This is a genomic window from Halosimplex rubrum (genome assembly GCF_013415885.1).
Taxonomy (GTDB): Archaea; Halobacteriota; Halobacteria; order Halobacteriales; family Haloarculaceae; genus Halosimplex; species Halosimplex rubrum.
This window is the reverse complement of sequence record NZ_CP058910.1, coordinates 3,851,223-3,864,202: the sequence shown is the minus strand read 5'-3', so window position 1 is coordinate 3,864,202 and position 12,980 is coordinate 3,851,223. Positions and strand designations below refer to the sequence as shown.

The following is a 12,980-nucleotide window of genomic DNA, read 5'->3' as shown; positions in this document are numbered from 1 at the left end:
GCTTATCGAGGCGCCCGGGGAACCGACCGATATGACCGACGAAGACGTACTCGTGGTCGGCGGCGGGCTGGCCGGATTGACCGCGGCGCTGTTCACCGCCCGGGCCGACCTCGACACCCGCGTCGTCTCGACCGGCGAACCGATCCTCCGGCGCAACGCCCACCTGGAGAACTTCCCGGGGTTCCCCGCCGGCGTCAACCCCAGGCTACTGCTCGACTCGACCCGCGAGCAGGCCGAGCGCAACGGGGTACAGTTCACCGACGACCGCGTCGAGCGGGTGGCCCCGCTCGACCCCGAGGACCCGCCGTACTCCGAGGACGGCGACCTCGGTCCCGACGACGAGGTGTCGGGATTCGCCGTCTCCCTCGACGACGGCGACGCGCTGACCGCCACCTACGTCGTCGCGGCGTCGTGGTCGGACCCCTCGTATCTCGACGACCTGGACGTCTCGATGGTCCAGCGCGGGTCGAAACAGTTCGTCGGCGTCGACGACCTGGGACGAACCGAGGTGGACGGGCTGTACGCCGCCGGTCGCCTGGCCAAGCAGTACCACCAGGCCGTCGTCGCCGCCGGCCACGGCGCGCAGGTGGCGATCACGCTCCTGGAGGACTCCGACCGGCCGTTCTACCACGACTGGGTCGTCCCGGAGGGCTACTTCACCGGCCGCGACCGGGCGGTCCCGCCGGGCTGCGAGGAGATCGACGAGAGCGAACGCCGCCGTCGCGAGGACGAGTCCCGGGCGGCGATTCGGGAGTCGGTCGCCGACCCCCACCCCGACGGGCCGACGATGCACCCGAGCGTCGCCGACGAGGAGTGACGCGGCCCGCAGTGGACCTGGCTGACGATCTGCCGCCGCTGGAGCCCTGGATCGACGGAGTGGCACGATATCACGGTCGTGCGCGGCCGATGAACGAACGGAACACTGAATAGGTCGCTCGCGACGACTAGTCGATGGGTGTCAGAGGCATCCCCCATCGGATCGGACACCCGCTCTCCCCTCTCTCTCGGTCCCCGTTTCTCGTCTCTCGGCCCCCGCCAGCGGTGGCGCGGTCCGACGCGCTCGCTCGCCGAGCCCGCCCTCCGTCTCACCGCCCGTCGGCCGCGGCCGCCGCGAGCCGCCCCTTATAAGTCGCGACGGCGAGAAGGTGCGGGCGATGCTGGACGGCGTCAACGTCGCGCTGGGGGTCACCGGCTCGATCGCCGCGGTGAAGACGGTCGAACTCGCCCACGAGCTGCGCCGCCGCGGCGCGAGCGTCAGGGCCGTCACCACCGACGCCGCCGAGGGGATCGTCCACCCCTGGGCGCTGGAGTTCGCCACCGAGAACCCGGTCGTCACCGAGATCACCGGCGCCGTCGAACACGTCGAACTCTGCGGCCGCGAGGGCTGGGCCGACGTGCTACTGGTCGCGCCCGCGACGGCCAACACCGTCGGCAAGGTCGCGGCGGCGGTCGACGACACGCCGGTCACCACGTGCGCGACGACGGCGCTGGGCGCGGGCGTCCCCGTCGTGGTCGCGCCGGCGATGCACGAGCCGATGTACGACCACCCCGGCGTGCTCGACGCCATCGACCGCGTCGAGTCGTGGGGCGTCGACTTCGTCGACCCCCGCGTCGAGGAGGGCAAGGCCAAAATCGCGACCGAGGACGCCATCGCGCTCGCCGCGGCGCGGGCCGCCACCCCGGACCCGCTCGCGGGCCGCCGCGTCGTCGTCACGAGCGGCGCGACCACGGAGTCGATCGACCCGATCCGGACGCTCTCGAACCGCGCGTCGGGCAAGACCGGCCGCGCCGTCGCCCGCGCCTGTTACGTCCGCGGCGCGGACGTGACCGTCGTCCACGACGGTGAGGGTCTGCCGTACGCCGCCGTCGAGTCGGTCGAATCGGCGGCGGAAATGCTCGACGCCACCCGGGAGGCGGTCGCCGACGCCGACGCGCTCGTCTCGGCGGCGGCCGTCTCCGACTACACCGTCGAGCGTCGCGACTCGAAGATCCGGTCGGGGGCGGAGTCGCTGACGCTCGAACTCGAACCGACGCCGAAGCTCGTCGACACCGTTCGCGAGGACCACCCCGACCTGCCGATCGTCGGCTTCAAGGCCGAGACCGGCGGCGAGGACGACGCCATCATCTCGCAGGCTCGGTCGCTGCTGGAGCGGGCGGGGATGGCCTTCGTCGTCGGCAACGACGCGAGCGTGATGGCCGGCGACCGCACGCGAGCCCTGCTCGTCCGCGCCGACGACGTACGCGAGTACGAGGGCGAGAAGAGCGGTCTGGGCGCCCGGGTCGCCGACGAACTCGCGGCCGAACTCGGCTGATGCGGTCCGGCTCCGCTCGTCTCCGTACCGCAGTTGTCAGTCGCCCTCGGTCGCTCCGGCGGTCGACGGCTCGCCGACCGGGAGGAGGTCCGTCGACGGGTCCGCGGCCTGGACCACCCGGACGGCCGCGAGGCCGACGAGGAGGGCGTTGCCCCACAGCCCGGGCTGGAGGAGCAGATACGCGGGTCTGAGCGCCTCGAACGCGGGGACGGTGTTCGGGACCGTGAGGACCAGGAAGCGCAGCCCGTAGGCGTGGAGGTGGAGGCAGAGGACGCCGACCAGGACCAGTTCCGGGTAGCCGTCGCGGTCGAGTTCCTCGGCCAGCAAGAGGACGGCGACCGGCAGCAGCGCGACGAAGTAGTAGGTGTACGTCTGGGGGGTCAGGAGGGGGAACGCCGCGACGCCGAGCGCGAACACCGTCCGCCGCGCCCGCGGCGGCGCGAGGACGGCGAGGGCGGCGACGCCGAACGAGACGGCGACTCTGCACGCCTGCGCCCCGGGGAGCCACGCCAGCGGTTTGTAGTACGGCGCGAGCCACAGCGTCGGCGAGCGGGCGCCGCCGCTCCCCTGGGAGACCCCCCAGCGGAGCACGTTGAGGTAGGTCAGGTGCGCCTCGGCGCCGAAGAAGCGTATCGACAGCCAGACGACCGGCGGGACCGCGAGCAGGGCGCCGACCAGCCGCCGGCGGTCGTGGAGCAGGTGCGCGCCGATCGGGGCGTATGCGAACTTGACGACGCCGACGACCGCGGTGGCGGCGCCGGCGAGCAGCGGCCAGGGCGAGCCGCGGAGGGAGCCGTCGTCACCGCGGGTGCCGATTTCGGAGCCGCCGCCGGCTCCGCGCCCGTCCCGGACCAGCGCCGCGGCGGCGAACGAGAGCAGCCCGCCCATGAACAGCGCGGTCTGGCCGAGCTTCGCGGTCAAGAGCGCGGGGTGGAAGCCGGCGAGCAGCGCCGCCAGCCCGAGCCGTTCGTGCCACCGCAGGTCGTAGCCCAGCGCGGCGACCAGCGCCTGCAGGCCCGCCCACAGGAAGACGCCGCTCGCGAGCAGCCAGGCCATCGCTCCGTCGCGGAACGCCAGCAGCGCCTCGAAGGGCCAGAACAGCAAGACGACCACCGGCGGGTAGAGGTACGTGCCCCAGAACCCGCCGTCGTCGGTCCGCCGGTAGAGCGACGACCCGTCCTGCCAGCGGTCGACGGCGCCGGTGTAGGCGCCGAAGTCGCCGAACCGGAAGTCCGACGCGAACTCGACCGTCGCCCGCAGCCACCAGTCGACGACCGGGTAGACCAGCAGCGACGCCAGCAGGAGGGCGGCGACGGCGACCAGCGCCGGGCGCTCGCGGCGGCGCGCCCACAACCGCGTCAGCAGCGACATATCCGCCGATACTGTCGGCCGGTATGAGTGTCTTCTCACCCATCAAATGGCTCTTTGATCCTCCGCAGTCGGGCGGTTTCGGCGGCCGCCAATGGCGGTCGGTGTCGGGGACCGGCCCGCGCTCAGGGCTCGGCGACGACGACCAGCCGCGTCGACTCCCGTTCGAGCGGTTCGCCGCCGAGGCCGGCGTACAGCGAGACGGACTCGAAGCCCGCACGGCGACACAGCGCCGCGAGTTCGGCGGGCGCGTACAGCCGCACGTCGTACACCATCTCCCCCTCGTAGTCGTAGCCCCCGTCGGTCTCCGCGAAGACGCGGCGGGTCGTCTCCATGCGGGCTGTCTCGGGGTCGTACTCGACGGATTCGACGACGAGGGCGTCGGCGACCTCGGGGACGGCGGCCGGCCGGAACTCCGCGAGTACTCCCTCGCGGTTGACAAGTTCGAGGACCAGCGCGCCGCCGTCGGCCACCCGCTCGTACATCCCCGCGAGGACTGCGCGGTTGGTCTCCTCATCGTAGTAGCCGAAGGAGGTCCAGAGATTGTAGACGAGGTCGTACTCGCCGTCGCGCCCGGCGAGGTCGCGCATATCGGCGCGTTCGAGCGTCACCGCGTCGCCGACGCCGCGGTCGGCGACCCGTTCGCGCGCCCGGTCGAGATAGGGTTCGGAGATGTCGATCCCCCGGACCGCGATGTCGCGGTCGCCGAGTTCGACCGCGTGGCGGCCGATGCCGCAGGCCACGTCCAGCGCCGACGCCGGTTCGATCCCGCGGTCGCCCAGCAGGGCGAGCAGGTCGTCGGTCTCCTCGGCGGCGGCGTCGACGCGGTCTTCGAGGTGGCGGCGGAACACCCCGGAGTTCTCGCGGAAGGCCTCGTCGGTCCAGTGGGCCATACCGGCGGGTCGGCGGCCGGAGTGAAAAGCGGCGCGGAGGTGTGCGAACCGGTCGCGTGCGATCGGCACTGGCCCGCGACCGGGGTGGAGCCCGCCCGGTCAGATCAGCAGGACGAACAGCACGGCGACGGCGACGAGCGCGACGAGCACGACGCTGGTGCCGATACCGGCCCGCATCGAGTCGGGCTCCGAACCGGTGGCGTCCGCGACGGTCGCCTGCGGTTGCGTGACCGCCTTCGTCGAGCGCCGGGCGAGGCCGACGACGGCGCGGTCGGCCGCGGCGTACAGCTCCGTGACGCCGACGACGAGCGCGCGGGTGCCGTACAGCGCCAGGGGGTTGTACAGGCTGTCGACGTCGGGGACCCGCCCGACCTTCGACAGGGGCTTCTTGATAAGGACGAACCCGACGAGGCCGATAACGGCCAGCGCGACGCCCTCGACGACGTGGTCGACGGTGTAGGTCTCGTAGACGTGGCCGACGGCGGCGTCGCTGGTCACGTCGAAGGGGAGGATCGCGAACAGCGCGCCGTCGACGATCCCGTAGAAGACACACAGCGCGGCGACGCTGACCATCGCGACGGCCTGGCCGCGGTTGGCGTCGGCGACGCTGCCGTCGTACTCGCCGTGGAGGAACGCGTAGTAACCGAATTTGATAAAGGAGAGGAAGGTGCCGACGCCACCGATCAGGAGGAGCAGCTCCAGCGTGTGGAAGTCGCCGACGACGAGCGGTCCCTCCGGGAACTCGTAGTGGCTCGCGGAGATGACGATCCCCTTGCTGACGAAGCCGTTGAAGAGGGGGAACCCGGCGATCGACAGCGCCGCGACGGCGAAGGAGACGGCGGTGATCGGCATCTCGCGGCCGAGGCCGCCGAGCTTCTTCAGGCTCTCCTTGCCGGTCCGGTAGATGACGACGCCGGCGGTCATGAAGAGGAGTCCCTTGTAGAGGATGTGGTTGAACACGTGGGCCATCGCGCCGGCCTGGCCGAGCGCGGTGCCGATGCCGACGCCGGCGACCATGTAGCCGACCTGGGACTGGATGTGGTAGGACAGCAGCCGGCGCATGTCGTTCTGGAACAGCGCGAACGTCGCGCCGAAGACGGCCATGATACCGCCCATGTAGGCGATGGCGACGTGGCCGTCCGGGAACGCGCGGTACATGCCGTAGACACCGGTCTTCGTGGTGAACACGCAGAGGAAGACGCTCGCCGCGATATGCGGGCGCGGGTAGGTGTCGGGCAGCCAGGCGTGCAGGCCGACGAACCCGACGTTGACGCCGATGCCGAGCGCGGCGAGGACGGGCGCGACCTCGCCGGCCATCCCGGCCTCGGCGGCCGAGAAGAGGAAGGATCCGACCTTGTCGTAGTGCCAGACGACGGCGCCCAGCAGGAGCGTCCCGCCGACGCCGTGCAGGAGGGCGTAGCGGAAGCCCGCGCGGACCGCCCGGCCGCCGTAGTACCAGACCAGCAGCGTGCTGGTGACGGCCATCAGCTCCCAGAAGAAGACGAGCGAGAGCCAGTCGCCGCCGAAGACGGCGCCGAGGCTGGCGGCGACGTAGCTCAGCGCGAACGCCGTCTGGATCGAGTCGGCGTCGCTGTAGTAGGAGTAGACCACCGCCACCGCGGCGATGAACCCGAAGATCAGGCCCATCAGCGTCGAGAAGCCGTCGACGTTGTACAGCACCGTCCGGAAACCGAACAGCGGCACCTCCAGATGGGTCCCGGCGTCGGTCAGCCAGACGTAGGGGACGACGGCGGCCGACGCGAGGGCGCCCAGCGCGTGGCCGGCCCTGCGGCCGAGGAACGGGAGCAACAGCGCCGCGATCGCGACCGGGAGGAAGGGCGGAACGAGCGGGTCGACCATCAGACGCTCACCCCCGTCACGCCGGAGACGATCAGTCTCACGATCCGCAGGAAGACGGCGGTGTCGGGGACGATCCCGAGCACGACGGAGCCGGTCGCGGCGAACAGGATGGGGCCGAGCATCAGCCAGGTCGACTCCTCGCCGGTCCACCGGCGGTGTTCCCACGCGAGGCGCTCGTCGTGGCCATGGTCGCGCTCGATGTGGGCCGCGGCCTCGGCGTCGTCGACCGATCCCTGGCCCTCGTGGTCGTCCGCGTAGCCGTGGTCGTCGACCCCGTCGTCGGGAGCTTCCTCGGGGCTATCGTCCGGCGACCCGCCGTCGGTGGCCACGTCACTCTCGCCGAAGCGGCCGCCGAGGACGGCCTCGACGAGTGGTTTGGGGTCCTCCTCGCCGGGCGACTCGAAGAAGGCGGCGTAGACGACCGGCCAGAAGTACGCGATGTTGAGGACACCTGAGACGAGTAGCGCGCCCGTGAACACCACGTCGCCGGCCGAGACGGTGCCGATGAGCAGGAAGTACTTGCTGACGAACCCGGCGACCAGCGGGATCCCGGCCATCCCGAGCGCGGCGACGCCGAAGGCGGTCATCGTCAGCGGCATACGCTTGCCGATGCCCGCCATGTTGCTGATGTCGTCGGTGTGGGTCTCGACGTGGATCGCGCCCGCACAGAAGAACAGCGTGAGCTTCATGAACGCGTGGGCGGGGATGTGCAGGAGTCCGCCGACCAGCGAGTACGGGTGCAACACCGCCAGTCCGAGGACGATGTACGACAGCTGGCTCACCGTCGAGTAGGCGAGCCGGCGCTTGAGGTTGTCCTGGCGGAGCGCGATGACGCTGGAGGTCACGAGCGTGAACGCGGCGATGGCTGCCAGTATCGTCCCCACCCCCAGCTCGGTCATCAGGTCGGGCCCGAACACGTCCAGCACGACGCGGGCGATGCCGAAGACGCCCGACTTGACGACCGCGACCGCGTGCAACAGGCCGGAGACCGGCGTCGGCGCGACCATCGCGTCGGGCAGCCACGAGTGGATCGGCATGAGCGCGGCCTTGACGCCGAAGCCGGTGATCAGCAGCGCGAAGGCGACGCGGGCGACGAGGGGGTCGGCCGCCGCCAGGTCGGCGATACCGCCGGCGGCGAAGGCTGTCGTGCCGGTCAGCCAGTAGACCAGCACCGTGCCGGCCAGCACCGCGACGCCGCCGCCGAAGGTGTAGGTGAGGTACTTCCGGCCGGCGGCGCGGGCCTCGTCGGTCTCGTCGTGGGCGACCAAGGGATAGGTCGCGACGGTCAGCAGCTCGTAGAAGACGAACAGCACCAGCAGGTTGCCGGCGAAGGCGATCCCGATCGCCGACGCGAGGCTGCCGGCGAACGCCGCGAAGTAGCGGGTCTGGCTGTGCTCGTCGAGCCCGCGCATGTAGCCCATGCTGTAGAAGCTGGTCACCAGCCACAGCAGGCTCGCGAGCAACGCGAAGAGGATCCCGAGCGAGTCCGCTCGGAGGACGAACCGGATCCCGGGGACGAACGTGCCGAAGTCGGTGACGTAGGTGTCGCCGGCGAGCACGCCCGGGACCATGCTGGCGACGATCCCCAGCTTGGCGAGCGCCGCCAGCACCGTCCAGAACTCCCGAAAGTTCGGCCGCCCGCGGGAGGCGAGGATCGGGACGATGGCGACGGCCGATACGAGCACTGCGGCGACCGGTCTGAGCGATGTGAGTTCCGTCATGACAGGAGCCGTTCGATGGTGGGTTCGAGGAGCTGTCCGTACTGGACGGCGGCGACGCCGAGGACGATAGCCAGGACGGCCGCGCCGACGACCGTCGCGCGCATCCCGAGAGAGACGCGCGGGGCCGAGGCGGCGGTCTCGTCGTCGGTCGGTCCGTTACCGTCGGTGACGACGGCCGTCGTCGCGTCGGTCTCGGCGTCGGCGGACTCGACGCTGGCGGCGGGCTCGGGCGCCTCGCGGAAGTACATCCGCTCGACGATCCGGGCGAAGTACGCGAGCGTCAGGAGCGTGCTCGCGAAGATGACGAGCGCGAGCGGCCAGGCCTCGGCCCGGACGGCGCCCAGCGCGACGTACCACTTGCCGACGAACCCGACGGCGGGCGGGACGCCCACCATCGCGAGCGCGAGGACGCCGAAGGCCCCCGCGCCGGCGGGCAGGCGCTCGGCCAGCCCGTCGTAGCCGTCGATCGAGCGGGCGCCGGTCTCGGTCGCGACCAGCCCGCTCGTCAGGAACAGGCCGCCCTTCATGATCGCGTGGCCGACGAGGTGGATCGCCGCGCCGGTCAACGCGGTGGTGTTGGCGACGGCGATCGCGGCGAGGACGAGCCCGAACTGCGACACCGACGAGTAGGCGAGCATCCGCTTGATCTCCGTCTGAGTCACCGCGAGGACGCTGCCGACGACGATGCTGACGACGGCGGCCGCGACCAGCACCGTCCGCGCGACGCCGTTCGCCGCCAGGAAGTCGACGGTAAAGACGGTGAAGACGATCCGGATCAGCGCGTAGGCGGCGACCGTCGAGACCAGCGCCGAGATGAACGCGCTCACGGAGTCGGGCGCGCCGGCGTAGGCGGTCGGCTGCCAGGTGTGGACCGGGAAGACCGCGACCTTGACGAACAGGCCGACGACGAGCAGGCCGAAGGCGGCCTGCACGAGCGGGTCCGTGTAGCCCACCTCGGCCAGTTGAGCGGAGAGGTCGACCATGTTGAGCGTCCCGGTCGCGACGTAGGCGTAACCGATCCCGAGCAGGAACAGCGACGCGCCGACCGTGCCGACGAGCAGGTACTTCAGCGCCGCCAGGGCCGAGCGACCGCCCTCGCCGCTGGCGACCAGCGCGTAGGCGGTCAGCCCCGTGATCTCCAGGAAGACGTACATGTTGAATACGTCCCCGGTGATGCTCATGCCGGTCAGACCGCCGACCAGCAGGAGGTAGGTCGCGTAGAAGGGGTTCGACCGCGGGCCCGCGGTGCGCGCGTACGCGAGGACGCCCAGCGAGACGACCGCGACGAGCAGCGCCATCGAGGCCGACAGGCCGTCGACGACGAGTTCGATCCCGAAGGGGGCGGTGAACCCGCCGACGACGTAGCGGATCGGCTCGTCGCCGAACGCGCCGGTCGCCAGCGCCCCGACCGCGACGACCTGGGTGACGGCGGTGGCGACGGTGATCGGCCAGCCGGTCCGCGGACGGACGAGCCCGGCGAGCAACACCGCGACCGAGCCAAGCAGCGGGAGCGCGACGACGAGGGCGGGAAGGTCATTCATCGTGGCTCACCCGCCTGATGGCTTCCTCGTTGAGCGTGCCGTACTCCTCGTAGACGCGGACGACGAGCCCGAGCGCGACGGCCGTGAGGCTCACGCCGACGACGATGGCGGTGAGGATCAGGACGTGGGGCAGCGGACTCACGTGCGGCGCGGGCGCGGTCAGCAGGGGCGGACTCGCGCCGGTCACGAACGCCGACGTGATGAAAAACAGGAAGATGCCGGTCTGGAAGACGTTCATCCCGATCACCTTCTTGACGACGTTCGAGCTGCCGATCAGGGTGTAGGTCCCCACGCCGAGCAGCAGGAACGCGACGACGTAGTAGAGGCGGTCGGCGAGTAGGTCTATCACGCGAGATCACTCCCGTCGTCGGCCACTCCCGCGGCGATGACGAAAAAGAGGCCGGTTACGATCCCGGAGACGACCAACCCGATCGCCAGCTCGACGAGCTCGATGCCGTACTTGGTGGCGTGGTAGATGCCGTACACCTCGTACTCCAGGAAGTCCCCGCCGAGGGCGACCGACCCGAGTCCGATCACGAGGAACGCGAGCACGCCCAGTCCGACGAGCGCGACGGCCAGGCGGGGGCCGACCCAGTCGCGGGTCGTCTCGATGCCGAAGGCGATCCCGAGCATCAGCACGACGGTCCCGACGATGACGCCGCCCTGGAACCCGCCGCCCGAGGAGTCGGCGCCGTGGAACATCACGAACAGCCCGAGCGTGAAGACGAACGGCGTGATCACCCGGACGGTGGTCATGATGATCGGGCTCTCGACGTAGAGCCCCTCCCCGTTCTCGACCGCGCCCTCGTCCTCGACGGGCGTCTCTTCGGCGTCGCTCATCCGAGCACCTCCCTGTCGAGGACGACCAGCAGACCGATCCCCGCCGAGTAGACGACCGCCGCCTCCCCGAGCGTGTCGAACCCGCGGTAGGCCGCGAGCACGGCGGTCACCGCGTTTTTCACCTCGGTCTCCTCGTAGGCGTTGTCGAGGTAGTAGTCGGTCACGTTGTCGTCCGCCACCGCGGAGTCGGCGTCGCCGACCGCCGGGAGCGCGACGAGCGTCGTCGACAGCACCGCGACGAGCGCGACCGAGACGGCCAACGCGCGCAGATCGACCGATTCGAGGACCTCCTCGTCGACCGGCCGGACGGTCTTCGCGATGGTCAACAGGAGGAGGATCGTCATGATCCCGGCGCCGACCGCGGCCTCCGTGAGGCCCACGTCGGGCGCCCGCAGGAACACCCAGATGACGGCGATGCCGAGGCTGTAGGCGCCGAAGGCGATGATCGACCCGAGCACGTCCCGAAGCATGGCCGTCGCGACGGCGCAGGCCAGGACGAACACCACCAGCCCGACTTCCAGCGCGCCCGTCACGACTCGTCCTCCGTCGTCCACGGTTCGATGCCCTGTTCGGCTGCCGCCCGCGTGATGGCGTGGGCGGCGGTGGGGTTCGTCAGGAACATGAATACCAGCAGGAGTACGGCCTTCACGGTCGACATGCTCGTACCGAAGGCGATCGCCACGGCCGAGAGCGTCAACACGGCGCCGAGCGTCTCGCTCTTGGAGGTGCTGTGAGCGCGCGTGTAGAGGTCCGGCAGGCGGACCAGTCCGACCGCGGCGACGATCGCGAAGAACACGCCGCCGAGGGACAGCACCAGCACGGCGATCTCGCGGGGCGTCATCAGAGCACCCCCCCGCGCTCGACGGTGAACTTCGAGATGGCGATGCTCAGCAGGAAGTTCAACAGCGCGTACACCAGCGCGATGTCGAGCGCGCCGGGCTCGCCGATCGCCGCCGCGAGCAGCGCGATGACGATGACGACGTTCGAACCGACGACGTTGACCGCGATGACGCGGTCGGGCATCGTGGGGCCGTCGACGATCCGGTAGAGCGCGACCAGCGACGTGAGGACGAACGCCGCGGCGGCACCCAGCAGGACGTTCTCCACGAACGTCACGACTCCTCGCCCTCCTCGGTCGCGCGCTCGCTCGGCGAGGGGATACGCGCGCCGGCTCGCCCGTAGAAGACGAACCGGACCGCCCGCTCCAGCGAGCCGCCGAACAGGTCTTCGCGGGAGTCGCCCGTCAGCGTGTGGACGGTGAAATGCCGTCGGTTCACGTCGACGGTCAGCGTCCCCGGGGTGAGCGTGATGCTGTTGGCCAGCGTCGTGACCGACAGCGGCGACCACACCGCGGCGTCGAACTCGACCATCTCCGGGTCGATCGGCAGGTCCGGGTGGAGCACGACGTAGGCGATCTTGACGTTCGCTACGGCGATCTCCCAGAGCAGGTACGGCACGTACAGCAGGAATCGCCCGAGCCGCTGGATCGTCCGGACGGGCTCGACCGGCGCGGTCAGCGAGACGCCCCACAGCGCGACCGCGACGATCCCGGCGGAGATCGCGCCGGTGGCGAGTTCGAACGTCGCCAGCGACCCGGCCAGCAGGAGATAGAAGAGATAGGAGACACCGAACAGCGCGAGGAACTGCGCGACCGTGCCGCGTTTGACCAGCAGCGGGCTCCGCCGCTGGCGCTGGACCGGCGCCTCCTCGACGTCGAGCCCGGCCCGGCGGACCTCGCTCTCCAGCGGCGGGAGCAGCGGCGTCGTTCCCATGGGGTTGAACTCGGGGTCGAACACCGCGCGGTCGAGGTCGTGCTCGCGGGCGTACCGGGTCAGCACGTCGGCGTAGTCGCTCGGGCTGAACAGGTACTCGCGGGTCCCGATCAGGTCGGTCCCGACCGCCACCGCGTCGGGGTCGTCGCCGAGGTCCTCCTCCGCCCAGACCGCCACCTTCTCCAGGAGGTCCCGTGCCCGTTCGCTCTCGCCGGAGCCCTCGCCGGCGGTCGACCGCTCGGAGACCGGATAGACGAACCGGATCGCGGCACGCTCGCCCGTCTCCTCGGCACTGTCGAGCGCCTCGCCGACCGCGTACGCGACGGTGTTCCGGAGCGTCGGCGACTCCGAAACCGGCACGAGCAGGCGGGAGCCGCTCACTGCGTCGACCCCCCTGGTCCGCCGGGCGCCGTTCGGACGAAGATAGGTGTCATCAATCGTTCGGTTGGTTCTTATCCGGAACTCGTTAAAGGATTTCTTTCTCCGGCGACAGCGTGCCGATCTCTTTCGTTCTCCGCCACCGGCGTGCCGCTCGACTCTCGACGGGCCCGCCGCCCCGGACACCGCCTCGGCGACCGGTCGACCGAGCCGGCCGACCGTTCAAAATCAGTTTTTGATACGTAGCAAGAAGAGATTGAATTTACGATTTTGATAATACGGTAGTGACCCTTAT

General features: G+C 70.6%; 13 protein-coding genes. 2 read left to right on the top strand and 11 right to left on the bottom strand.

The genetic code is table 11. From position 1 onward, the window contains the following. Nucleotides 1–31: 31 nt before the first annotated feature. Both HZS55_RS19325 and coaBC read left to right on the top strand, forming a co-directional pair. Nucleotides 32–817, top strand: coding sequence for an FAD-dependent oxidoreductase (locus HZS55_RS19325; protein WP_179909180.1), 786 nt, complete (start codon nt 32–34; stop codon nt 815–817). A 337-nt stretch (nt 818–1,154) separates the two neighbouring features. Then, a complete protein-coding gene (gene coaBC, locus HZS55_RS19320; protein WP_179909179.1) occupies nt 1,155–2,312 on the top strand; it encodes a bifunctional phosphopantothenoylcysteine decarboxylase/phosphopantothenate--cysteine ligase CoaBC in 1,158 nt (385 codons plus the stop codon). Nucleotides 2,313–2,348: 36 nt separating this feature from the next. Here the strand turns inward: coaBC and HZS55_RS19315 are convergent, their stop codons facing one another. From HZS55_RS19315 to HZS55_RS19265, 11 genes are all read right to left on the bottom strand, one after another. After that, the gene (locus tag HZS55_RS19315) at nt 2,349–3,683 is read right to left on the bottom strand and encodes a glycosyltransferase family 87 protein (protein WP_179909178.1); all 1,335 of its coding nucleotides are present in this window, start codon (nt 3,681–3,683) and stop codon (nt 2,349–2,351) included. 122 nt (nt 3,684–3,805) lie between these two features. Next, nucleotides 3,806–4,573: an SAM-dependent methyltransferase gene (locus tag HZS55_RS19310; protein WP_179909177.1), complete on the bottom strand. Its 768-nt coding sequence runs from the start codon at nt 4,571–4,573 to the stop codon at nt 3,806–3,808. A 99-nt stretch (nt 4,574–4,672) separates the two neighbouring features. Further along, nucleotides 4,673–6,433 (bottom strand): Na(+)/H(+) antiporter subunit D, encoded by a 1,761-nt coding sequence (locus HZS55_RS19305; protein WP_179909176.1) that lies wholly within the window; start codon nt 6,431–6,433, stop codon nt 4,673–4,675. Beyond that, nucleotides 6,433–8,154, bottom strand: a complete 1,722-nt coding sequence (locus tag HZS55_RS19300) for a cation:proton antiporter (RefSeq protein ID WP_179909175.1) — start codon at nt 8,152–8,154, stop codon at nt 6,433–6,435. Before HZS55_RS19300 ends, HZS55_RS19305 begins: the two co-directional genes overlap by 1 nt. Further along, nucleotides 8,151–9,695: a monovalent cation/H+ antiporter subunit D family protein gene (locus HZS55_RS19295; RefSeq protein WP_179909174.1), complete on the bottom strand. Its 1,545-nt coding sequence runs from the start codon at nt 9,693–9,695 to the stop codon at nt 8,151–8,153. Before HZS55_RS19295 ends, HZS55_RS19300 begins: the two co-directional genes overlap by 4 nt. After that, nucleotides 9,688–10,044 (bottom strand): cation:proton antiporter subunit C, encoded by a 357-nt coding sequence (locus HZS55_RS19290; RefSeq protein WP_179909173.1) that lies wholly within the window; start codon nt 10,042–10,044, stop codon nt 9,688–9,690. The genes HZS55_RS19295 and HZS55_RS19290 overlap by 8 nt, the downstream gene beginning before the upstream one ends. Continuing rightward, nucleotides 10,041–10,535 (bottom strand): MnhB domain-containing protein, encoded by a 495-nt coding sequence (locus HZS55_RS19285; RefSeq protein ID WP_179909172.1) that lies wholly within the window; start codon nt 10,533–10,535, stop codon nt 10,041–10,043. Before HZS55_RS19285 ends, HZS55_RS19290 begins: the two co-directional genes overlap by 4 nt. Next, on the bottom strand, nt 10,532–11,068 hold the full coding sequence (locus tag HZS55_RS19280) for a DUF4040 domain-containing protein (RefSeq protein WP_179909171.1): 537 nt from the start codon (nt 11,066–11,068) through the stop codon (nt 10,532–10,534). The genes HZS55_RS19285 and HZS55_RS19280 overlap by 4 nt, the downstream gene beginning before the upstream one ends. Beyond that, nucleotides 11,065–11,376 carry a monovalent cation/H(+) antiporter subunit G gene (gene mnhG, locus HZS55_RS19275; RefSeq protein WP_179909170.1) on the bottom strand — a complete coding sequence of 104 codons (312 nt, stop codon included), beginning with the start codon at nt 11,374–11,376 and terminating at the stop codon, nt 11,065–11,067. The genes HZS55_RS19280 and mnhG overlap by 4 nt, the downstream gene beginning before the upstream one ends. Continuing rightward, entirely contained in the window at nt 11,376–11,651 is a 276-nt protein-coding gene (locus tag HZS55_RS19270) for a cation:proton antiporter (protein ID WP_179909169.1), read from the bottom strand. Before HZS55_RS19270 ends, mnhG begins: the two co-directional genes overlap by 1 nt. Beyond that, nucleotides 11,648–12,688, bottom strand: coding sequence for a monovalent cation/H+ antiporter subunit E (locus HZS55_RS19265; protein ID WP_179909168.1), 1,041 nt, complete (start codon nt 12,686–12,688; stop codon nt 11,648–11,650). Before HZS55_RS19265 ends, HZS55_RS19270 begins: the two co-directional genes overlap by 4 nt. Between the last annotated feature and the right edge of the window lie 292 nt (nt 12,689–12,980).

What these genes read in the sequence shown, in the direction of transcription:
- HZS55_RS19325 (WP_179909180.1), top strand. Translation starts at nt 32, where the DNA reads ATGACCGACGAAGACGTACTCGTGGTCGGCGGCGGGCTGGCCGGATTG.
- coaBC (WP_179909179.1), top strand. Translation starts at nt 1,155, where the DNA reads ATGCTGGACGGCGTCAACGTCGCGCTGGGGGTCACCGGCTCGATCGCC.
- HZS55_RS19315 (WP_179909178.1), bottom strand. Translation starts at nt 3,683, where the DNA reads ATGTCGCTGCTGACGCGGTTGTGGGCGCGCCGCCGCGAGCGCCCGGCG.
- HZS55_RS19310 (WP_179909177.1), bottom strand. Translation starts at nt 4,573, where the DNA reads ATGGCCCACTGGACCGACGAGGCCTTCCGCGAGAACTCCGGGGTGTTC.
- HZS55_RS19305 (WP_179909176.1), bottom strand. Translation starts at nt 6,433, where the DNA reads ATGGTCGACCCGCTCGTTCCGCCCTTCCTCCCGGTCGCGATCGCGGCG.
- HZS55_RS19300 (WP_179909175.1), bottom strand. Translation starts at nt 8,154, where the DNA reads ATGACGGAACTCACATCGCTCAGACCGGTCGCCGCAGTGCTCGTATCG.
- HZS55_RS19295 (WP_179909174.1), bottom strand. Translation starts at nt 9,695, where the DNA reads ATGAATGACCTTCCCGCCCTCGTCGTCGCGCTCCCGCTGCTTGGCTCG.
- HZS55_RS19285 (WP_179909172.1), bottom strand. Translation starts at nt 10,535, where the DNA reads ATGAGCGACGCCGAAGAGACGCCCGTCGAGGACGAGGGCGCGGTCGAG.
- mnhG (WP_179909170.1), bottom strand. Translation starts at nt 11,376, where the DNA reads ATGACGCCCCGCGAGATCGCCGTGCTGGTGCTGTCCCTCGGCGGCGTG.